Source organism: Leifsonia poae (assembly GCF_020009625.1).
GTDB lineage: Bacteria > Actinomycetota > Actinomycetes > Actinomycetales > Microbacteriaceae > Leifsonia > Leifsonia poae_A.
The window spans coordinates 944,092-966,343 of record NZ_JAIHLP010000002.1 but is presented as its reverse complement, the minus strand read 5'-3'; the positions used below and the strand labels follow the sequence as shown (position 1 = coordinate 966,343).

Annotated in this window: 17 protein-coding genes; 10 read left to right on the top strand and 7 right to left on the bottom strand. The window is 67.6% G+C overall.

The window, feature by feature from the left end; genetic code table 11:
- Positions 1-46: 46 nt before the first annotated feature.
- Positions 47-1,579: an ABC transporter permease gene (locus K5L49_RS05250; protein WP_223690944.1), complete on the top strand. Its 1,533-nt coding sequence runs from the start codon at positions 47-49 to the stop codon at positions 1,577-1,579.
- A gap of 46 nt (positions 1,580-1,625) precedes the next feature.
- Complete coding sequence (locus K5L49_RS05245; RefSeq protein WP_223690943.1) at positions 1,626-2,684, top strand: ABC transporter permease; 1,059 nt, start codon at positions 1,626-1,628, stop codon at positions 2,682-2,684.
- Positions 2,685-2,704: 20 nt separating this feature from the next.
- Here the strand turns inward: K5L49_RS05245 and K5L49_RS05240 are convergent, their stop codons facing one another.
- Positions 2,705-3,328, bottom strand: a complete 624-nt coding sequence (locus K5L49_RS05240; protein WP_223690942.1) for a PH domain-containing protein — start codon at positions 3,326-3,328, stop codon at positions 2,705-2,707.
- A gap of 86 nt (positions 3,329-3,414) precedes the next feature.
- Between K5L49_RS05240 and K5L49_RS05235 the strand changes: the two genes are divergently transcribed.
- Entirely contained in the window at positions 3,415-5,208 is a 1,794-nt protein-coding gene (locus tag K5L49_RS05235; protein WP_223690941.1) for an ABC transporter ATP-binding protein, read from the top strand.
- A 200-nt stretch (positions 5,209-5,408) separates the two neighbouring features.
- Positions 5,409-7,331, top strand: coding sequence for a translational GTPase TypA (gene typA / locus K5L49_RS05230; RefSeq protein WP_223690940.1), 1,923 nt, complete (start codon positions 5,409-5,411; stop codon positions 7,329-7,331).
- 71 nt (positions 7,332-7,402) lie between these two features.
- Here the strand turns inward: typA and K5L49_RS05225 are convergent, their stop codons facing one another.
- The 4 genes from K5L49_RS05225 to efeU form a co-directional block, all read right to left on the bottom strand.
- Positions 7,403-8,029 carry a class I SAM-dependent methyltransferase gene (locus K5L49_RS05225; RefSeq protein ID WP_223690939.1) on the bottom strand — a complete coding sequence of 209 codons (627 nt, stop codon included), beginning with the start codon at positions 8,027-8,029 and terminating at the stop codon, positions 7,403-7,405.
- Between the two features lie 70 nt (positions 8,030-8,099).
- Complete coding sequence (gene efeB / locus K5L49_RS05220) at positions 8,100-9,389, bottom strand: iron uptake transporter deferrochelatase/peroxidase subunit (protein ID WP_223690938.1); 1,290 nt, start codon at positions 9,387-9,389, stop codon at positions 8,100-8,102.
- A 9-nt stretch (positions 9,390-9,398) separates the two neighbouring features.
- Positions 9,399-10,568 (bottom strand): iron uptake system protein EfeO, encoded by a 1,170-nt coding sequence (gene efeO / locus K5L49_RS05215; protein ID WP_223690937.1) that lies wholly within the window; start codon positions 10,566-10,568, stop codon positions 9,399-9,401.
- Between the two features lie 31 nt (positions 10,569-10,599).
- Complete coding sequence (efeU, locus tag K5L49_RS05210) at positions 10,600-11,514, bottom strand: iron uptake transporter permease EfeU (protein ID WP_223690936.1); 915 nt, start codon at positions 11,512-11,514, stop codon at positions 10,600-10,602.
- Between the two features lie 122 nt (positions 11,515-11,636).
- On the opposite strand from efeU, the gene K5L49_RS05205 reads away from it, so the two are divergent.
- The 4 genes from K5L49_RS05205 (at position 11,637) to K5L49_RS05190 (ending at position 14,944) form a co-directional block, all read left to right on the top strand.
- Positions 11,637-12,026, top strand: a complete 390-nt coding sequence (locus tag K5L49_RS05205; RefSeq protein WP_223690935.1) for a hypothetical protein — start codon at positions 11,637-11,639, stop codon at positions 12,024-12,026.
- 37 nt (positions 12,027-12,063) lie between these two features.
- Positions 12,064-12,384 (top strand): ferredoxin, encoded by a 321-nt coding sequence (gene fdxA, locus K5L49_RS05200; RefSeq protein WP_223690934.1) that lies wholly within the window; start codon positions 12,064-12,066, stop codon positions 12,382-12,384.
- Between the two features lie 4 nt (positions 12,385-12,388).
- Positions 12,389-13,507: a succinyldiaminopimelate transaminase gene (dapC, locus tag K5L49_RS05195; RefSeq protein WP_223690933.1), complete on the top strand. Its 1,119-nt coding sequence runs from the start codon at positions 12,389-12,391 to the stop codon at positions 13,505-13,507.
- Between the two features lie 123 nt (positions 13,508-13,630).
- Complete coding sequence (locus K5L49_RS05190; RefSeq protein WP_223690932.1) at positions 13,631-14,944, top strand: citrate synthase; 1,314 nt, start codon at positions 13,631-13,633, stop codon at positions 14,942-14,944.
- A 65-nt stretch (positions 14,945-15,009) separates the two neighbouring features.
- Here K5L49_RS05190 and K5L49_RS05185 read toward each other — a convergent pair whose 3' ends face one another.
- The gene (locus tag K5L49_RS05185) at positions 15,010-17,619 is read right to left on the bottom strand and encodes a penicillin acylase family protein (protein WP_223690931.1); all 2,610 of its coding nucleotides are present in this window, start codon (positions 17,617-17,619) and stop codon (positions 15,010-15,012) included.
- A 96-nt stretch (positions 17,620-17,715) separates the two neighbouring features.
- On the bottom strand, positions 17,716-18,327 hold the full coding sequence (locus tag K5L49_RS05180) for an SACE_7040 family transcriptional regulator (RefSeq protein WP_223690930.1): 612 nt from the start codon (positions 18,325-18,327) through the stop codon (positions 17,716-17,718).
- A 91-nt stretch (positions 18,328-18,418) separates the two neighbouring features.
- Between K5L49_RS05180 and K5L49_RS05175 the strand changes: the two genes are divergently transcribed.
- Entirely contained in the window at positions 18,419-20,026 is a 1,608-nt protein-coding gene (locus tag K5L49_RS05175) for a carboxyl transferase domain-containing protein (RefSeq protein WP_223690929.1), read from the top strand.
- A complete protein-coding gene (locus K5L49_RS05170) occupies positions 20,023-22,248 on the top strand; it encodes an acetyl/propionyl/methylcrotonyl-CoA carboxylase subunit alpha (RefSeq protein ID WP_374107673.1) in 2,226 nt (741 codons plus the stop codon). Before K5L49_RS05175 ends, K5L49_RS05170 begins: the two co-directional genes overlap by 4 nt.
- Positions 22,249-22,252 lie beyond the last annotated feature (4 nt).

Here is a 22,252-nt window from a genome sequence, read left to right as displayed (position 1 = left end):
GACCATAGCAGCGACCGCCCTCTCTAGCCTGAGGTGCTCGTTTTCTATGGTGAGTTTTATTGCGAGACGTATCGGCGTCTCCATTCTGATCCTCGTCGCCGCGTCGTTCATCATGTATGTCCTGACCGCCGGCTCGGGGAACCCCCTCCAAGACCTTCAAGGCAGTTCATCGCCGAACAAGCAGGCGCTCATCGACGCGCGCGTGCAGGCTCAGCACCTGGATCTGCCTTCTCCCGTCCGCTGGCTGCTGTGGCTCGGCGGCGTCGCCCGGTGCATCGTCCCGATCGGCGGCGGCTGCGACCTCGGCACCACGTTCCAGAACCAGTCGGTCGCCCAACTGCTCCCGCAGGCCATGTCGGCCACGCTGCAACTCGTGGTGCTCGCGTTCGTGCTCGCGGTCATCCTCGGTGTGGCCCTCGGCATCGTCACGGCGCTGCGCGCCTACTCGGGTTTCGACTACTCGATCACGCTGGTGAGCTTCTTCCTCTTCTCGCTGCCGGCCTTCCTCATCGCCGTGCTGCTGAAGAGCTTCGTGGCGATCGGGTACAACAACTTCCTCGCCGATCCGATAATCGGGCCGATCGCGCTCGTGGTGATAGCGGTGCTCGTCGGGCTTTTCGTGCAGCTCATCACCGGCGGCACCTGGGCGAAGCGCGGGATCACCTTCCTGATCGCTGGAATCCTGACCGCGGGCATCCTCTATTACATGTCGGCGACCGATTGGTTCCTCAAGCCGTCGCTCGGCCCCGTGGTCGTGATCGTCTTCAGCGCCGCGATCGGCCTCGCGGTCGTCGCGCTGCTCGCGGGCATGCACAACCGCAAGGCGTGGATCACGGCGGGAATCAACGTGGCCATCGCGATCGTCTGCTACTTCGCGCTGCAGGGTCTGCTCAACGTCTCCTCGATCGCCACGCTGATCATCCTCGCGATCGCGTCCATCGTCGTCGGCGGCCTGATCGGCTTCTTCGTCGGCGGATACGACCGGGGCCTCATGGTGCGCATCGGCGCGCTCACCGCGTTCTTCGGCTCCGGCGTCATCGTGCTCGACCGGTTGATGCGGTCGTGGCCGGCCTATCTCGACCTCACGAACGGTCGCCCGATCGCCACGGTCGGCTCGCAGACCCCCGGTCTCGACGGCGATGTGTGGATCACCAGCCTCGACTCGTTCACGCACCTGCTGCTGCCAACGCTCAGCCTGCTGGCGATCAGCTTCGCGGGGTACACCCGCTACGCGCGGTCGGGGATGCTCGAGGTGCTCAACCAGGACTACGTGCGCACCGCGCGTGCGAAGGGTCTGCCCGAGCGCACGGTGATCGTGCGGCACGCGTTCCGCAACATGCTCATCCCGATCACGACGCTGGTCGCGACGGACATCGGCGCGCTGCTCGGTGGCGCGGTGATCACGGAGAATGTGTTCGGCATCAGCGGCATGGGCCAGTTGTTCATCACGGGCCTTTTCCGCACCGACGTGAACCCGGTCATGGGGTACTTCCTTGTGATCGCAATCACGGCGATCGTGTTCAACTTCCTCGCCGACCTCACCTATTCGGCGCTCGACCCCAGGGTGCGTGTGCGATGACTCGGGCGACGACGGCTATTCCGACCATGAAGAAGGAGGTGGCTCGATGAGCACGATCCAGGGCAACCTGCCGGAGCCGAACCTCGGCCCGGAGCTCGAGACTGCGGACACGCCGGAGGAGACCCGCGGCGAGAGCCAGGGCCGCATCATCTTCCGCCGGTTCATGAAGAACAAGGTGGCGGTCGCGGCGATCATCGTCTACCTCCTCATCCTGATCTTCGCCATTTCGGCGATCGGTCTCGGACCGATCCCCGGCTGGTGGCACTACTCTTACCGGCAGCTGAACCCGCAGCTCAACCAGGGCGCTCCGACGCTCACGTTGTGGCCGTTCAGCCTGGGGGAGCACCCGTTCGGTCAGGACAGGATCGGCAAGGACTACTTCGCGCTCACGATGCGCGGGATCCAGAACTCCGTGCTCGTGATGGTCGTCATCGGGCTGTTCGCCACGGTGCTCGGTGTCGTGGTGGGAGCCCTCGCCGGCTACTTCCGCGGTTGGATCGATGCCGTCCTGATGCGCATCACGGACATCTTCATCGTGATCCCCGTGCTCGTGGTCGGCGCGATCGTCGGTCAGTCGGCCAACGGTCTCAACGCCTTCGTGCTCGCACTCCTGCTCGGCCTCGTGTCGTGGATGGTGATCGCCCGTCTGGTGCGCTCAGAGTTCCTCGCTCTGCGCGAGCGTGAGTTCGTGGAAGCGGCCCGCGTGGCCGGTGCCTCGGACGCGCGCATCATCTTCCGGCACATCCTGCCGAACGCCATCGGTGTCATCATCGTGAGCTCGACGCTGCTGATCGCTTCGGCCATCCTGCTCGAGACCGCGATCAGCTACCTCGGCTTCGGTATCAAGTCGCCGGACTCCTCGCTCGGCCTGCTGATCAGCTCCAACCAGAGTGCGTTCACCACGAGGCCCTGGCTGTTCTGGTGGCCCGCTGTCTTCATCGTGCTTCTCGCGCTCTGCGTCAACTTCATCGGCGACGGCCTGCGCGAAGCGTTCGACCCGCGACAGCAGCGGTTCAGCCTGCGGCACACCAAGGAGCAGCCGGTGCCGGAGCCGCACGAGCCTGCCGACGATTCGGCGGCCACCCCGCGAGCGGCCGGCTCGTGACCGTTCCCGTCGCGGTGCGGTCAGCCGAACAACACGAAGCTGCTGGCCACCAGCAGCACGAGCAGAGCAGCGCTCAGCCAGAGGTGAATCCGGATGCGCACGGGCGTCGAATCGGCCACGCCGGCCTCGATACGGCCGCTGTCGCGCAGCTCGCTCCACCGGTCGCGCACCAGGTAGGCCGCCTGTCCCGAGTCGGTGCCCAGCAGGTCGCCGGGGCGCACGGTTCCGTCGTCTCGGGTCGGCGCCGGGCCCACTCGTCCGCGTCGCTCGGCGCGAGCGGCCCGCGAGGCCGCGGTGCGGCCGGGGGCGGGCGCGACCCACGCGCTGTACTTGTGACCCGGTGTGTAGAGCATCAGGGAATGGCGGGTGTCCACCTGGATGAGCGCCGCCCAGGGCACGAACACGGTGCGGAAGACGTTGCGCAGCTCCGTCCCCTCATCATCGACCACGAGCCGGGGACGCCACAGCGCGGTCCAGGCCGCCAGTGCGACCAGCGCGACCGGGAGCAGCACCAGCGGCTGAGGCAGTCCGGCGTGCAGCATCGCATAGCTCATCAGAGCGAAGGCGTCCAGCAGCCAGACGACGACGGCCAGCGCTCGATTGAACGTGGAAACGAAAACGACTCGGGTGCCGGGTTCTGCCATGACACCATCGTGTCAGGTCCGATCGCCGCCCCCAACTCGCTTGTGTCACCTGCGGCTCTCCGGAGCCGGGAAAGGGTTGCCAGCTGATGGCTACAGTGACCGAAAACCTGCCCGTCCTCGAAGTCGAGGGACTGAACGTCGACTTCGCTGTCGACGGCTACTGGGTGCCCGCCGTGCGTGACCTGACCTACCGCATCAAGCGCGGTGAGGTGATGGCGCTCGTCGGCGAGTCCGGTTCCGGAAAGAGCGTCAGCTCGATGTCGGTGCTCGACCTCCTGCCCGGGAACAGCCGGGTGAGCGGAAGCATCAAGCTCAACGGGCGCGAACTGCGTGGGCTGTCCAAACCGCAGATGCGCGGCATCCGCGGCAAGGACGTCGCCGTGATCTTCCAGGAGCCGATGACGGCCCTGAACCCGGTGCTGACGGTGGGCTTCCAGATCGTGGAGACCCTGCGCATCCACTACGGCATTTCGCCGCACGAGGCGCGCGGCCGGGCGATCGACCTGCTCGCCATGGTCGAGATGCCGGACCCGGAGAAGGCGTTCAACTCCTACCCGCACCAGCTCTCGGGCGGGCAGCGGCAGCGTGCAATGATCGCGCAGTCGATCGCCTGCGACCCGGGGCTGCTCATCGCGGACGAGCCGACGACCGCGCTCGACGTGACCGTGCAGGCCGAGATCCTCGACCTCATCCGCAACCTCAGCGACAAGCTGGACAGCGCGGTGCTGCTGATCACCCACGACATGGGTGTCGTCGCCGACCTCGCCGATCATGTCGCGGTGATGCGTCAGGGTGAGATCGTCGAGCAGGGTCCCACGCTCGACATCTTCACCAACCCGCAGCACCCGTACACGAAGGCTCTGCTGGATGCGGTTCCGCACCTCGGCACCGGCTCGGGCGACGAGGTGATCGACGTCACCGCGGCGCTCATCGCGGCCAGCGGCGCCGACGTCGAGGTCTCCGAAGACCTGCGCGAGCAGATCGAAGTGAACGAGGACGCGCTCGAAGCGGCTAAAGACGTGGCGCGCGAGCTGGACTCGCGCCCCGCCGTGCTCGAGTTCAAGGATGTCGTCATCGAGTACCCGGGACACGGACGCGTCAAAGCGTTCCGGGCCATCGACGGCGTCGATCTGACCGTGCACAAGGGCGAGGTCATGGGGTTGGTCGGCGAGTCCGGCTCGGGCAAGACCACACTCGGCCGCGCAGCGATCGGCCTGCTGCCGATCACCGACGGCACGCTCAATGTGGTCGGCACCGATCTCTCGAAGCCGACTCGGCACCTCGTGCGCCAGGTGCACAAGAACGCGGGGATCGTCTTCCAGGATCCGGCATCGTCTCTGAACCCGCGCATGACGATCGGCCAGTCGATCGGCGAGCCGCTCCTGCTCGCCAAGAAGGCGTCCGGTCGTGGGCTGGAGCGCGAGGTGAAGGCGCTGCTCTCGGCGGTCGAACTGCCGCACTCCTACTACAGCCGCTACCCGCACGAGCTGTCGGGCGGGCAGAAGCAGCGCGTCGGCATCGCCCGGGCGCTGTCGCTGCACCCGGATCTGCTCATCGCCGACGAGCCCACTTCGGCGCTCGACGTGTCGGTTCAGGCCCGCGTGCTGGAGTTGATCAAGGCCCTGCAGGAGGAGTTCAAGTTCGCCTGCTTGTTCATCACGCACGACCTGGCGGTCATCGACATCCTCGCCGACCGGATCGCGGTGATGCACCACGGTCGTCTCGCCGAGGTCGGCACCCGTGACGAGATCCTCCGCAACCCGCAGGATCCGTACACTCAGCGGCTCATTGCGGCGGTGCCTCTGCCGGACCCGGTCGTGCAGCGTGAACGTCGGGAGCTGCGTGCGCAGATCCTGTCGGCCGGCTCCGACGAGAAGTAGCAGGGTCTTCCGCCCTCACCTCGCCGAGCGGTCGCGAATCGTCTCTTCCACGCCCGAGTCGGCGTCGGGAACGACGTTTTGCGACCGCTCGGCGGTTTCTCTGGGAGGGGCAGTCCCCCGTCCCGGTCGGTGGCCGCTCCCTTTCTTGATAGAATGGACTGTTTCCCACCAATCTTCTGACGAGAGTCGAGCCATCAAGCATGTCCGAGAACGCCGTCGCCCACCGCGATGATCTGCGAAATGTCGCGATCGTGGCCCACGTCGACCACGGCAAGACCACTCTGGTCGACGCCATGCTCCGACAGACCAACTCGTTCTCAGCGCACGAACACGTCGAAGAGCGCGCGATGGACTCGAACGAGCTCGAGCGCGAGAAGGGGATCACGATCCTCGCCAAGAACACGGCGATCTCCTACAAGGGCAAGCACGCCACGAACGGCCCCATCACGATCAACGTGATCGACACCCCCGGCCACGCCGACTTCGGCGGCGAGGTCGAGCGCGGTCTGTCGATGGTCGACGGTGTCGTGCTGCTGGTCGACTCCAGCGAGGGCCCGCTGCCGCAGACCCGTTTCGTGCTGCGCAAGGCGCTCGAAGCCAACCTGCCCGTCATCCTCGCGGTCAACAAGACCGACCGTAGCGACGCGCGCATCGCGGAGGTCGTGAGCGAGAGCCAGGACCTGCTCCTCGGCCTGGCCAGCGACCTCGCCGACGATGTGCCCGACCTCGACCTGGACAAGATCCTCGACGTGCCCGTCGTGTACGCCTCCGGCCGCAACGGCGCCGCGAGCCACAACCAGCCCGCCAACGGCGATCTGCCCGACAACGACGACCTGGAGCCGCTGTTCGAGGCGATCCTCGAGCACATCCCTGCCCCGTCGTTCGACCCGGAAGCGCCGCTGCAGGCCCACGTCACCAACCTCGACGCATCGCCGTTCCTCGGCCGTCTCGCGCTGCTGCGCATCTTCAACGGCACCCTGAAGAAGGGTCAGACCGTCGCCTGGGTTCGCCATGACGGCGATGTTCACAATGTGCGCGTCACCGAGCTCATGATCACCAAGGCGCTCGACCGCTACCCGGCCGAGAGCGCGGGCCCGGGCGATATCGTCGCCGTCGCCGGTTTTGCCGACATCATGATCGGCGACACCCTCGCCGACCCTGAAGACATCCGCGCGCTGCCGGCCATCCACGTCGACGAGCCCGCGATCTCGATGACGATCGGAACCAACACCTCGCCGCTCGTCGGCAAAGTGAAGGGCCACAAGCTCACCGCCCGCATGGTGAAGGACCGCCTCGACCGCGAACTCGTGGGCAACGTCTCGCTGCGCGTTCTCGACATCGGCCGCCCGGACGCCTGGGAGGTGCAGGGTCGCGGCGAGCTCGCGCTCGCCATCCTCGTCGAGCAGATGCGTCGCGAAGGCTACGAGTTGACCGTCGGCAAGCCGCAGGTGGTCACCAAGCGCGTCGACGGCAAACTGCAGGAGCCGTTCGAGCACCTCACGATCGACGCCCCCGAGGAGTACCTCGGCGCGATCACCCAGCTGCTGGCCGCCCGTAAGGGCCGCATGGAGAACATGGCCAACCACGGCACGGGTTGGGTCCGAATGGAGTTCATCGTCCCGTCGCGCGGCCTGATCGGCTTCCGCACCGAGTTCCTGACCACCACGAGGGGAACCGGCATTGCGAACGCGATCTCGCACGGCTACGACGACTGGGCCGGCCAGATCATCACCCGTAGCAACGGCTCCATCGTCGCCGACCGCTCGGGCGTCGTCACGCCGTTCGCCATCATCGCCCTGCAGGAGCGCATGACGTTCTTCGTGAACCCGACCGAAGAGGTTTACGAGGGCATGGTCATCGGCGAGAACTCGCGCGCCGACGACATGGATGTGAACATCACCAAAGAGAAGAAGCTGACGAACATGCGTCAGTCGACGGCCGACAACTTCGAGTCGATGACGCCGTCGCGTCAGTTGACTCTCGAGGAGTGCCTGGAGTTCGCCCGCGAAGACGAGTGCGTCGAGGTCACCCCCGAGGCCGTGCGCATCCGCAAGGTGGAGCTCGACTCCAATGCGCGCGCCCGTGCCACCTCGCGCCTGAAGAAGCAGGACCAGAACGCCTGATCGCGCGTCCCGGTCGTGACCGGGTGAAGCCCGGCCGCCACCGTGCGGCCGGGCTTTTGCGTGTCAGCGTGTCACAGCGTGAGCTCGGCGACGAGGATGGCCTCCTGCCCGTGGGTCCACGTCTCGTGGCGGCGCAGAGTGAGGCCGGCGGGCCGTGCGACGGAGTCCAGTGCCTCCGGGGTGCGGAACGCGTCGTGGTTGCGGGGGAGTGCGGGTGCGGCCGGTCGCTGATCGCCGCCGTGCTGGCGAGGATCCGACTCCTGGAAGGTGGCGGTGACCACCCGCCCTCCCGGTCGGAGCACTCGCACCCATTCGGCGAACGCGGCCTGCGGATGCGGGAAGAGATGCAGGCCCGTGACACAGGTGATCAGGTCGATGGTGTCGTCGTCGAGCGGGAGGCGATCGGCCGGAGCCTCGACGAGCACCGCGCTGGGGAGCGCGAGCCGGGCCACGGCGAGCATCCCGGGGGAGATGTCGATTCCGGTGAGGCGAAGACCCTCGGCCGAGGCGCGGGACTCCAGCGTACGCAAGACGAGTCCGGTGCCGGTCGCCACATCCAGCACAGCTTCGACGCCGGCGAGGTCGACGAAGTCGGCGACGGCGACGGCGAGGCCACGGTGCATGGCGCTGTCGTCATAGTCGGATGCCCGCTCGTCGAAGCGTTCGCGCACGGCCCGGTAGAGCTCATCATCGTTCACGCTGTCGAGCGTATCCGGCCGGCACCGGCCTGCGACGCCGACGAGACCTGCCAGGCGCGCGAGGCCGAGCTCAGGCGAACAGCCCGGCGCCGATGTATGAGCCTTCGCGGGTGCCCGGGGGAACGGCGAACACGGCCGAACCGACGTGCTGAACATACTCGTTCATCGCGTCGTTGCGGGACAGCTGCTGCTGGATCGGGATGAACTGCTTGCGCGGATCCCGCTGGAACGCGATGAAGAACAGGCCGGCGTTGAGGCGGCCGAGCTCGTCGTTGCCGTCGACGAAGTTATATCCCCGGCGCAGCAGTTGTGCGCCCGCGTTGGTACTGGGGTGCGCGAGCCGCACATGCGAATCCGGATCGATCTTCGTGCCTCCGGCCGGTGCGACGGCGAGGAAGTTCGGCTCGGTGAACTCGGTTCCGCCCGACAGGGGGGCGCCCTCGCCTTTGTCCCGTCCGATGATGCGTTCCTGCTCGCCGAGCTGCTGACGGTCCCAGGTCTCGATGACCATGCGGATCTTGCGGGCGACCAGATAGGAGCCGCCGGCCATCCATTCTGAGCCGTCGGCGCCCGACACCCAGATCTGGTCATCGACGACATGAGTGTCCTCGGCCTTCACATTGGCGGTGCCGTCTTTGAAGCCGAACAGATTGCGCGGAGTCGTTTGACCGCGGGTCGTGGAGGAGGTGCGCCCGAACCCGAGCTGCGACCAGCGGATGGAGGCTCGACCGAAGGCGATGCGCGAGAGGTTGCGGATGGCGTGCACGGCTACCTGGGGGTCGTCGCTGCAGGCCTGCACGCACAGATCCCCGCCGACGAACGAGTCGAGCAGGGCGTCCCCGGCGAAGCGAGGGAGGTCGACGAGTGCCTCCGGCCGGCGGTCGGCGATGCGGAACCGGTCGTGTCCGTCCGCAGTGGTGAACAGGCTGGGGCCGAACCCGAAGGTGAGGGTGAGGCCGCCCGGCGGAAGGTCGAGGGCTTCACCCGTGTCGTCCGGGGGAGCGTCCAGTGGGCCGCTCGCGGGGCCGTATTTGCCGGCGGGGCGCCCCTGGGACATGCGGGCCGCCGCAACAGTCCAATCCTGGAGAAGCTCGATGAGTCCGGCGCGGTCGAGGTCGGGTGCGACGTCGAAGGCGGCGAAGTGCAGCCTGTCCTGGGCGGCGGTGGTGATGCCCGATTGGTGGGCTCCGTAGAACGGGTAGGTATCGGTCGCCGCCGTGGAAGCGCCGAGCACGGTGCGGTCGACCGCGATTCCTGCTCCGAGCCCGACGATGCCGGCCCCGACAGTGGCCCCGGCCAGGCCGAGCAGCCCCCGACGGGAGAGCCCGGGCTCGACGGGTTCAGGCGTGTCCGTTGTCACTCGGGGAGCCTATTTGACGATGATGGACGTGAGCTGGCTGAGCGGCTCGCTCAGGGCGTTCACCTCGTCGGAGAGCTGTTTCACCTGTGCGGTGGACAGCTCGGTGTAGCTGACGAACCCGGTGCCCGACGTATAGCCATCGAGCAGCTTCTGGATGGCGGCGAACTCGGTGTCGAGCTTCTTCACGATCTGCTTGCCGTTCTCGCTCTTACCGTCGGCGATGTCGCGCACGATACCGTATGCGACGTTCGCGCCCTCGACGTTGGCCTGGAAGTCCCAGAGGTCGGTGTGCGAGAAGGTCTCCTCCTCGCCGGTGATCTTGCTCCGCGAGACCTCCTCCATCAGGCCGATCGCGCCGTTGGAGATCTGGTCGATGGTGAGGGTGAAGTTCTTCGCGTATACGAGATCGTAGAGCCGTTGGGTGTCGGCGACGAGCCGGTCGCCGAGCTGCGTGCGGCCGGCGGCATCCGAGGGGGTGAAGCCGGCGGGCGCCCAGAGGTCCTTCTCGATGCGGTGCCAGCCCGTCCAGGTCTGACCGCTCTCGAGGTCGGCCTCGCGCAGGTCGAGGGCGGGGTCGATGTCGCCGAACTGCTCGGCCGTCGGCTCGATGCGCTCGTAGAAGGCGCGGGCGGCCGGGTACTGCGCGCGGGCGGCCGTATCGTCGCCGGCCTCATAGACCTTCGCGAACGCCTGGGTCGCTGCGAGCAGCTGGCCGCTCTGGTCTTTGATGTACGAGATGTAGTTGGTGACCGCCTGCGACACCTGCTTGCTCTCGCTCGCGTTGGAGGTCGCCGCCTTGCCCTTCGTCACGGTGAACGGCATGAGGGATGTCGGGCTTCCGACCATGCCCTTCTTGCACGCGGTGTAGTACGAGCCCTCGGGCAGCTGCACGACGTAGTTGACGGTGGTGCCCGGGCCGATGTTCTCCTTCTCGCCGGCGATCCGAAGCTTGTCTTCGGCGAGGACTTCGAACTCATTGACGTCGGACCCCGTGTTGGTCACCTGGAAGGTGACCGCCCCGCTCGGCGTGGTGTCCGCCGACACGGTGCACTTCTCGTCGTTCAGAGTGACCGAGAGCGCCTCGCCGTCGGCGGCGGCATTGTTGGGGACGCATCCGCTGAGCGCGAGAGCGACGGTCACGGCGCCGGCGAGGGCGCCGAGGGAACGGGTTCTAGACATGGCTGTGCTTTCTTTCGGCGGGAGTGAGGGCTCAGTTGGCGACGGGCCGGTGCGCCGGTGTCGCCGTGGTGGCAGGAGCGACCGCAGTGGCGGGCGTTTCCGTCGCGGCCGCGGGTTCGTCGGTCGTGCGGGCGTGCCCGCGCGAGCCGGAACGGTGCTGGCGGAGATAGAAGAGCGAGACGACGGCGATGTAGACGACCCAGCCGGCCACTTGCAGCCAGGTTGGCGAGGGATTGAAGTTCACGATCCCCTGCAGCACGGTTCCGTACCAGCTGGAGGCGGGGATGATCCCGCTGATGTTGTATGCGTGCACGCCGGCGCCGGGCAGGACGCCGGCCTCCTGCAGGTCGCCGATCCCGTAGGCGAGGACGCCGCCGGCGACGAGGATGAGGAACGCGCCCGTCCAGGTGAAGAACTTACCGAGGTTGATCTTGACGAAGCCGCGGTACAGCAGGAAGCCCAGCACCACGGCGGTGAGGATGCCCAGCAGTGCGCCGACCGCCGGTTCCCAGCTGCCGCCGACCGAGGCGACCGTGGCCCAGACGAACAGTGCGGTCTCGAGCCCTTCGCGCCCGACGCTCAGCATCGCCAGCACCACGACCCCCCAGCCGGCGCCGACCAGTGCCGAGTCGAGGCGGCTGTGCAGCGTGTTCTTCATCGTGCGAGCGGTCTTACCCATCCAGAAGATCATCCAGGTGACGAAGCCGACGGCCACCAGCGAGAGCCCGCCGCCGATGATCTCCTGCGCTTGGAAGTTCAAGCCGTACGGACCCCAGGTGAGGAGGGCGCCGACCCCGAGCGGGATCACGACCGCGGCCCCCACACCGAGCCAGAGCTTGCGCAGGACGTCGGTCCGTCCGATCTTGACGATGTAGGCGACCAGGATGCCGACGACGAGGGACGCTTCGATGCCTTCGCGGAGGCCGATCAGATAGTTGGCGAGCACAGGCGTCTTTCGGGTGCGAGTGGGGGGAGAGGTTGGTAAGGCTAACCTTACCGAAATGACTCTAGCTGTGCTCCCGGCCGCTGTCCAGGTGCGGACCGGGACCGGTCGGTTAGCATCGGAGGATGCTCAGCCGGATCGTGAACTCACTGCTGTTGTTCGTTGTCGGCGTCGTTGTCGGCGCCGTCGGCACCATCGCACACCAGTCGAGCTGGCGGATCGGGGGGTTGGTGATCCCCTGGGGTCTCGTGGCGGCCCTCGTGGCGTTCGCCGCGGTGCTGGCCGGGCTGCGCCTGCTCGCGCGAAGCCGCATCCCTGCCCTGATCGCGGCCGTCGGCACGATCGGCGTTATCGTGCTGTTCTCTCAGCAGAGCGCGGGCGGGTCGGTGTTCATCCTCAACGATCTGCCGGGTCAGATCTGGGTGGTCGGGCCGATTCTCATCGCGGCGGTGGTGATGGCGTGGCCCGATCTGAGCCGCTCCCGCGGTCCGGTTCACCCGGCGGAGACGGCCTAAGCTAGAGGGCAAATACTCCGAAGGGAAACCCTGCACCGTGACCTATGTGATCGCGCTTCCGTGTGTGGATGTGAAGGATCGGGCGTGTATTGATGAGTGTCCGGTTGATTGCATTTATGAGGGGGAGCGGTCGCTGTACATTCATCCGGATGAGTGTGTGGATTGTGGGGCGTGTGAGCCGGTGTGTCCGGTGGAGGCGATCTATTACGAGGATGATCTTCCGGAGAAGTGGGCGGATTATTATCGGGCGAATGTGGAGTTCTTCGATGATGTGGGGTCGCCTGGTGGTGCGGCGAAGGTCGGCGTGATCGCCAAAGACCACCCCGTGATCGCTGCGCTCCCTCCCCAGGTCCACTGAGCCGATGGCACTCGGAGACCTCCCGGAATACCCGTGGGACCTGATGGCGCCCTACGCGGCGCGTGCGCGTGCCCACCCTGACGGCGTCGTCGACCTCTCCATCGGTTCGCCGGTGGATTCGACGCCCGCCCTCATCCGTGAAGCGCTGGCCGCGGCCACGGATGCTCACGCCTATCCGCAGACCGTCGGCACGCCCGCCCTGCGCGAGGCGATCGTCGAGTGGTTCGACCGCCGCCGTGGCGTGCCGGGACTCACCGTCGACAACGTGCTCCCCACCATCGGTTCGAAAGAGCTCGTGGCGTTCCTGCCGTTCATGCTCGGTCTCGGCGAGGGCGATGCCGTCGTGCATCCGCGTGCCGCATACCCCACCTACGCCATCGGTGCGGCCCTCGCCGGCGCCGAGGCCGTCGCGAGTGACGACCCGGCCGACTGGCCGGCGAACACGCGACTCGTCTGGCTGAACAGCCCGGGCAACCCCAATGGGCGGGTCCTCGACGTCTCCGCGCTTCGCGCGGCGGTCGAGCGGGCCCGGGAGCTCGGTGCCGTCGTCGCCAGCGACGAGTGCTACGCCGAGCTCGGTTGGGAGGCACCCTGGGATGCCGAGCGCATCCCGAGCGTGCTCGACCCCCGGGTGATCGGCGACGATCGGCGGAACATCATCGCGGTCTACTCGCTGAGCAAACAGTCGAACCTCGCCGGATATCGGGCGGCGTTCGTGGCCGGATGCCGCACCGTGATCGGCCGTCTGCTGACGGTGCGCAAACATGCCGGTCTCATGGTGCCGGGGCCGCTGCAGGCCGCGATGGTCGTCGCACTCGGCGACGACGGGCATGTCGCGGAGCAACGGGAGCGCTACCGGGCGCGGCGCGGCGTGCTCAAACCTGCGATCGAAGCCGCAGGATTCCGGGTCGACGACAGCGAGGCCGGCCTCTACCTGTGGGCGACGGAAGGTCGTGACGCCTGGGAGAGCATCGGCCGGCTCGCGGACCTCGGCATTCTGGCCGGTCCCGGCGTCTTCTACGGCGACGACAACCCGCAGCATGTGCGTCTTTCGCTGACCGCGACCGACGAACGGATCGCAGTCGCGGCCGATCGGTTGCGCAACTTTGGAGACACCCTCTAAGAGTCGCCCGGCCCTTTTGCGGGATGCGACAGTTGCTCGGAGCGTTCGTTAGGCTGTAGCCGCACGACTTTTTGCAGCGCTGCCACAATCGGCGCGCGATCACCCCACTACCCAGGAGGCGTTGTGAGCGGACCCGGCACCGAGAAGGCACAGGGAGAGGCCCAGAAAGCCACCCTGAACTACCCGGGTGGTTCTGCCGAATTCCCTGTTCTGCCGAGCGCCACAGGGGCGTCGAGCATCGACTTCTCGACGCTCACCAGGCAGACGGGCTTCACCAGCCTCGACTATGGATTCGTCAACACGGCGGCCACCAAGTCGGCCATCACCTACATCGACGGCGATGCGGGCATCCTGCGTTACCGCGGCTACCCGATCGAAGAGGTTGCCCAGAACTCCACCTTCCTCGAGGTGGCCTGGCTGCTCATCTACGGCAACCTGCCGACGCCGACCGAACTCGCCGACTTCGACGAGCGCATCCGTCGCCACACGCTGCTGCATGAAGACCTCCGTCGCTTCTTCAGTGCTCTGCCGCACGACGCGCACCCCATGTCGGTGCTCTCGAGTGCCGTCTCGGCACTGTCGACCTTCTACCAGGACTCGCTGAGCGTGCACGATCCCGAGCAGATCGAGTTGTCGACGATCCGGCTGCTGGCCAAACTGCCCGTGATCGCGGCCTATGCGCACAAGAAGAGCCTCGGGCAGGCGTTCCTGTATCCGGACAATTCGCTGAGCTTCGTCGACAACTTCCTGCGTCTCAACTTCGGCACGATGGCCGAGCCGTACGAAGTGAACCCGGTGCTGTCGAAGGCCCTGGAGCGGCTGCTCATCCTGCACGAAGACCACGAGCAGAACGCTTCGACCTCGACTGTGCGGCTCGTCGGCTCCACGCAGGCCAACCTATTCGCCTCGGTCTCGGCCGGCATCAACGCCCTCTACGGTCCGCTGCACGGCGGAGCCAACGAGGCTGTGCTCGACATGCTCGCGGGCATCCGCGACTCCGGCGAGAGCGTGCAGAAGTTCGTCGAGCGCGTGAAGAACAAAGAAGAGGGCGTGAAGCTGATGGGCTTCGGGCACCGCGTCTACAAGAACTTCGACCCCCGCGCCCGCCTCGTGAAAGAGAGCGCCGACGAGGTGCTCGCCGCCCTCGGCGTGCACGACCCGCTGCTCGACATCGCCAAAGAGCTCGAAGAGGTCGCTCTGGCCGACCAGTACTTCATCGACCGCAAGCTGTACCCGAACGTGGATTTCTACACCGGTGTCATCTACAAGGCGATGGGTTTCCCGACGCGCATGTTCACGGTGCTGTTCGCCATCGGCCGGCTTCCCGGCTGGATCGCGCACTGGCGCGAGATGAACACCGACACGCTCACCAAGATCGGTCGCCCGCAGCAGCTGTACGTCGGCAGCCCCGAGCGCCACTGGCCTTCCGGCCGCTGAGATCGTCTGCGCTGCCGAAGAGCGGCGGCGGTGGCGCCGCTGTCGTCTCGGCGGCGCGGGCCCGGCTAACCGGTGGGGCGCAGGGTGAGCGTCTGCTGCGCCGCTGCCGTGACGACTTTCGCGCTGAACGGCCACGGGCGCGTCTTGTTCTGCTGCCAGAGCGGCGTCTGGTCCGTGTAGTTGGCGTTGAAAGCGTGACCGGATGCGCCGGTCAGGTTGACCCAGGTGCTCTTGTCGAAGTCGCTGAGGTCGATCACCTGACGCATCGAGGGCAGCCAGTCCACCTGATAGCCGACCGACGCATCCCAGCCGATCGCATCCACGACGCTGGACCCGCCGCCGACCGGGTACGGACCGCGATTGAACAACCATTCGATCGGCCCGATACCCGAGACGCCGAAACTCGCGTTCGTGAGGGTGAGGGTGTGGATGCTGTCCCACCGCCACTTATTCGCGTCACCACCCATGAGCGTGCCCGCCTCTTTCCAGGCCTGGTCGGCGGCGTAGGCGAACATCTGATCACGGTCGTTGAGGTCGAGCTTCTTGTCGGTCCACCAGGGGGAGTATTCGTCTTTCGACAGGGTCTGCACCACCTGGAACCAGCGGTCGCCCCCGGTCGGCGGCGCCGAGGCCGGTAGTTTCCGGCCGAACGCGTCGGCGAGCAAGGTGCGCCAGAAGACATTGAAGAAGGCGGCGGCCGCGCTGTTCGCGTCGTCGTGATAGTTCCAGCCGGCGAGGAGTCGGGCGGCCTTGTATGCGCCGGAGTTCTCGTCTTCTTTGCCCCCGATCGTGACGAGCAGCGGGGCGAGCGAGGCGGCGTTGGCGTTGTACTTGTCGGCCTGGATGGCGGAGAAGTCGCCGGCCGTGATCTTCGTGCCGGCGTCGATGAGGGCCTTCAGCCGCAATTCGATCTCGTTGGCCCTGAAACCGTAGTCCCAGTCTTTTGTGATCAGATCGGGGAACGTGGGCCCGACGGCGGCGTTGTTGGCCGTCACGATGTATCCGCTCGGCGGGTTGTACGTCGATGGGAGGTCGTCGAACGGAATGTAGCCGGTCCAGCCGAAGGAGCTCGTCCAGCCCGGAACCGGCATCGTTCCGTCGCCGGAGGCCCGGACGGGAATGAGGCCGGGGGCCTGGTATCCGATGTTGCCGTCCACATCCGCATAGACGAGGTTCTGCGAGGGGACTTGGAAGTTCTGGGCCGCCGCGCGGAACTGCTGCCAATTCTGCGCTGTGTCGAGGGCGAAAATGGCCCCGGCCGTCGGACCGGGGGTGAGAGCCGTCCACTGCAGAGAGAGCTGGTACTGCTGCGCGGGCACGCCCAGCTTGCCGGCCTGGTCTTTCGCGATGGTGGCGTACCCATCGCTCAGGTCGGTGATGATCGGACCGTGGCGCGTGGAACGCACGGTGAGGTGCACCGGTTTTCCGCCGGCGACCGTGATCGTCTCTGTGCGCAGGGTGAGCGGCAGCTGTTTGCCGTCGTATTCGTAGGTGTTCCCGGTGACCTTCTCCTCGTAGAGGTCGGCCACGTCGGGCCCGAGGTTGGTGAACCCCCAGGCGACGCGGTTGTTGTGGCCGATGACCACGCCGGGCAGGCCGGAGAAGCTGAAACCGGCCACGTCGAACGGGCAATCGGGCCCGACCACTCGGCAGTGCAATCCGACCTGGTACCAGACCGATGGCATGGTGGCCCCGAGGTGCGGGTCGTTGGCCAGGAGGGGCTTTCCGCTTGCGGTCAGCGCGCCCGAGACGACCCAGGAGTTCGAGCCGATGTCGCTGCCGGCCGGGCCGATGAGGGTGGGCAGGCCGTCGAGCGACGAGGCCAGCTGGGTGAGCGCAGCCGTGTAGCGGGGGTCGCCCGCCGGCTCGGCCGCGGAGTCGGAAGCCGTGGCGGAGGCCGGCTCGGTGGCCGCGGAGACGGCATCCGGGGTGGTCGTGCCGGTCGAGCCGCCGCCGGCGGCCGTGATGGTGGGATGCTCGGAGTAGGGGTAGGCGGGATGCAGTTCGGCGATCTGCGCGGCCGTGAGTTTCGTGGACAGCAACGCCCGGTCGATCTCGTCTTCGAGGTTCGATCGAAGATCCCATGCCATGGCCTTGAGCCACGCGACCGAGTCGGCCGGGGTCCACGGTTCGGGGGAGTAGCCGGGGTTCTGGATTCCCAGCACGGCGTACTCCAACGAGAGCTCCGCACCCTTGTGGGTCGCGAGGTAGGCGTTCACGCCGTCGGCGTAGTCCTGGTAGTAGCGGAGCGAGGTCTTGTCGAGGGCCTTGACCTCCTGCTCGGCGACCTCCCGCCAGCCGAGGGTACGGATGAAGGTGTCGGTCGGAACCTGGCTCGCGCCGAAGAGTTCGGAGAGACGGCCCGCTGTGACATGACGGCGGAAGTCCATCTCCCAGAACCTGTCCTGGGCGTGAACGAAACCTTGGGCGCGGAACAGGTCGTCGGCGGTCGACGCCTCGATCTGGGGGATGCCCGCCTCGTCGCGGGTGACCGTGACCGGCTGGTCGAGGCCGGCGATGTCGATGGTCCCGGAGGTCTGCGGGAAGGAGCGCATCACCGTCCACACACCGACCCCGCCCGCGATGACGACGAGCACGAGGAACACGCACACGACGATGCCGATGGCCCTCAGAATCCGATGATGCCGCCTGAGGCGGGGTGCGTCATCGCCCACACCACTCCTTCGTTCGTGCTGCCGGATGCTTCCTGCGACTGTAACGCATGCCGGTGACGCGTCGGAGGGGCCGATGTTTCCGGGTTCGGTGCCGGGTCAGTGGGCGTTGAGCCCGGCCCACGCCATCCGTTCCAGCACCGGTCGCGCCGCGGACGTGTCGATGCTCGTCCCGCCGACACGGGCGCTGTGCGGAGTGGAGTTGATGAGACCGAAGGCGGCCTGCACGCGCATCCGTCGTTCGCCGGTCGACAGGGAGGGATGCAGGGTGGCGAGCACTTCCATCCAGAGCTCGATGTAGCGGCGTTGCAGCCGGCGCACCTCGCGGCGTTCGGCCTCGGAGAGCGAGTCGAGATCCCGATCCTGCACGCGGATGGTATCGGGCTCGGTCAGAGCGAAGTCCACATGGAAGGCGATGAGGGCGCGCAGGGCGCCGGCCGGACCGTCGGCGGCGGAGGCGACCTCGGTCCCACCCTCGAGCAGGTGCTCGCTGACGCCGACGAGAAGCGCGGCGAGCATCGCCTGCTTGCTCGGGAAGTGGCGGTACACCGCGGGACCGCTGACGCCGGCGGCAGCGCCGAGGTCTTCGATCGAGACGCCGTTGAAGCCTCGCTCGGCGAACAGGGCCGCCGCGGCTTCGAGCAGGGCCGCCCGGCGGTCGGCCTTGGCCTGACTGCGCTGGGTCGGCCTGTTCTCGGCGAGGTCGCTCATCGTCTTCTCCGGATGCTGGACATTTCGGTTAATGAACACTAACCTAAAATCGAGTTAGCAACCACTAACTGACTGTCGACGGAGACGAACGATGCCAACGCTGATCAGCGAGAGAAGAGCGGTCGATCCGCTGTTCGAGCAGAACGAGGAGGCCCAGCGCGCCCTCGTGGCCGAACTGCGCAGACGCTTGGCCGTCGCGGCGACGGGCGGCCCCGAGCGCTCGCGTCAGCGTCATCTCGCGCGGGGCAAACTGCTGCCGCGCGAACGCATCGACGCGCTGCTCGACGAGGGAAGCCCGTTCCTGGAGATCGCCCCGCTCGCCGCCACCGGGATGTACGACGACGAGAGCCCGGCCGCGGGCCTGATCGCCGGTATCGGCCTCGTGCATGGTCGGCACGTGCTCGTCATCTCGAACGATGCGACAGTCAAAGGCGGCACCTACTATCCGATGACGGTCAAGAAGCATCTGCGCGCCCAGGAAATCGCCTGGGAGAACCGGCTCCCGTGCATCTATCTGGTCGACTCGGGCGGCGCCTACCTTCCGATGCAGGACGACGTGTTCCCCGACCGAGACCACTTCGGCCGCATCTTTTACAACCAGGCGAGACTGTCGGCCGCGAAGATCCCGCAGCTCGCCGCCGTCCTCGGCTCGTGCACGGCCGGTGGCGCCTACGTTCCCGCGATGAGCGACGAGACGGTGATCGTGCGCGGTCAGGGCACGATCTTCCTCGGCGGACCCCCGCTGGTGAAAGCCGCCATCGGCGAGGTGGTCACGGCGGAGGAACTCGGAGGCGGCGAGCTGCACGCACGCACGTCCGGTGTCGTCGACCACCTGGCCGAGAACGACACCCACGCCCTCCAGATCGTGCGCGACATCGTCGCCACCCTGCCGGAGCCGGCGGAACCCGCATGGGAAGTGCTCGCGACGCGCGAGCCCGCCGTCGACCCGGCGGAGCTCTACGGCGTCGTGCCGACGGATGTGCAGGCGCCTTACGACGTTCGCGAGGTGATCGCACGGATCGTCGACGGTAGCGGGTTCCAGGAGTTCAAGCCGGAGTACGGGACGACACTGGTCACCGGTTTCGCGCGCATCCACGGGCACCCGGTCGGCATCGTCGCCAACAACGGCGTGCTGTTCAGCGAATCGGCCCTCAAAGGGGCGCATTTCATCGAGCTCTGCGATCAGCGTGGCATCCCGCTGCTGTTCCTGCAGAACATCTCGGGTTTCATGGTCGGCCGCGACGCGGAAGCCGGGGGCATCGCCAAGCACGGCGCCAAGATGGTCACCGCGGTCGCGACGACCCGGGTGCCGAAGCTCACGATCGTGATCGGCGGATCCTTCGGTGCCGGCAACTACTCGATGTGCGGCCGGGCGTACTCGCCGCGCTTTCTCTGGATGTGGCCGGCCGCCCGCATCTCGGTCATGGGGGGCGCCCAGGCGTCGTCGGTGCTCGCCACGGTGAAGCGGGAGCAGCTGGATGCCCGCGGCGAGGAATGGCCCGCTGAGGCGGAGGCCGCGTTCACGGCACCCATCGTCGAGCAGTACGAGCATCAGGGCAGCCCGTACTACTCCACAGCGCGGCTCTGGGACGACGGTGTGATCGACCCCGCCGACACGCGCACCGTTCTCGGCCTCGCCCTCGACGTGTGTTCTCGCACGCCCCTCCCCGAGACGGCCTTCGGGCTGTTCAGGATGTGAGAGCCGTGTCCGACACATCCACCTCTGCCGGCCGGCCGTTCGACACCGTTCTGGTGGCGAACCGGGGGGAGATCGCCTGCCGGGTAATCCGCACGCTGCGTCGTCTCGGCATCCGGTCGGTCGCCGTCTACAGCGACGCCGACCGGGATGCGCCGCACCTCGCGCTCGCCGATGTGGCGGTGCGCCTCGGCCCGGCCTCCGCCCGTGAAAGCTATCTCGACGTGAACGCAATCGTGCGGGCCGCCGTGGCGACAGGGGCGCAGGCCGTGCATCCCGGCTACGGCTTCCTCTCGGAGAACGCCGCGTTCGCCCGGGCCTGCGAGGGCGCCGGAGTCGTCTTCATCGGGCCAGGGGTGCGTGCGCTCGATGTGATGGGCGACAAGATCGCGGCGAAACGGGAGGTCGAGGCGCACGGGGTCCCGACCATCCCGGGCATCGCCGAGCCGGGGCTCGACGACGAACGCCTCATCGAGGCCGCCGCGGCGATCGGCTACCCCGTTCTTGTCAAGCCCTCGGCCGGCGGCGGCGGCAAAGGGATGCAGTCGGTGTATGAGCCCACCGAGCTCGCCGACGCGCTTCGCGCTGCCCGCCGGGTTGCCGCCGCCTCGTTCGGCGACGACACGCTGTTCCTGGAACGCCTCGTGGACACGCCACGCCACATCGAGGTGCAGGTGCTCGCCGACCGGCACGGGAACATCGTGCACCTGGGGGAACGGGAGTGCTCGCTGCAACGCCGCCACCAGAAGGTGGTCGAGGAGGCGCCGTCGCCGCTGCTCGACGAAGCGACGCGGGCGAGCATCGGCCGGGCGGCCTGCGCGGTCGCGGCGAGCGTCGACTATGTCGGTGCGGGCACAGTCGAGTTCCTCGTCTCCGACTCGGCGCCCGGCGAGTTCTTCTTCATGGAGATGAACACGCGACTGCAGGTCGAGCATCCGGTGACCGAATTGGTGACCGGCCTCGACCTGGTCGAGTGGCAGCTGCGGATCGCGGCGGGTGAACCTCTGGCGTTCGCGCAGCAGGAGATCAGGCTCACCGGGCACGCCATCGAGGCCCGGGTATACGCCGAGAATCCGGAGCGCGGCTTCCTGCCCAGCGACGGCACGGTGCTCGCTCTGCGGGAGCCCGAAGGCCCGGGCGTGCGGGTGGACAGCGGCCTCATCGCCGGCGCGCCGATCGTGACCGAATACGATCCGATGCTGTCGAAGGTGATCGCCTGGGGCGTCGATCGTGAGGCCGCACTCGACCGCCTCGACGCGGCGCTCGCCGACACGGTGATCCTCGGTGCTGTCACGAACGTGAGCTGGTTGCGTGGACTGCTCGCCGACCCGGCCGTGCGGGACGGGCGCCTTGACACGACCCTGATCGACCGCCGGTTCTCCGGCGGCACTCCCCGTGCGCCGGAACCGGCCGAGCTGGCCGCCGCGGCGCTCGTCGCCCACCACGACCGTCTCGCCGAACCGCCGAGCACAGTGGGGCCGCTCTGGTCGGAGCCGTCCGGTTGGCGTGTCGGCGACAACCGGCCGGTGGCCTACGACCTCGGAGCCGCCACCGTGCGGGTTTCGGGAGACGCGGATGCGCTGGCCGCCGCGACCGCGCAGGTCGCGGTCGGCGATGCAGCGGCCGTCCCCGCGGGGATCTCGATCGTCGCGCCGCGCAGCCCGGGCGAGCCCGCCACCGCGATCCTCACTCTCGACGGGGTCACCCGCCGGCTGGCGTTCGCCCGCGACGGCGGCGCCGTGTGGCTCGGCGGCGCTGTATGGCTCGGCGACGACGGGGCGGTGCGCGAGCTGCGTATCCTCGACCGTCCGGACCGCCTCGCTCGGGAGCTCGCCGGGCTCGCCCGCGCCTCCGGCGTGACCGACCCCGAGCTGCGGTCGCCGATGCCGGGAACCGTCGTCGCGGTGGCGGTGCGCAGCGGCGACGCCGTGGCCGCCGGTGACACCGTTCTCGCCGTCGAGGCGATGAAGATGGAGCACCGGATCGTCGCACCCGTCGCCGGAATCGTGCGGGTGCGGGTCACGCAAGGTGAGGTGGTGCGGCTCGACCAGCTCGTGGCGACGATCGATGTCGACCCGGCGACGGCCGACGCTGCCACCGCTGCCGCTGCCGCTGCCGCTGCCGCTGCCGCCGCTGCCACCGCACCCGAAACGAACGACGTTCCGCCCACCCGCGCGGAACGCCCCACCCCCGGGCCGACACGATCGACCCCGTCCCCCAGATAGGAAG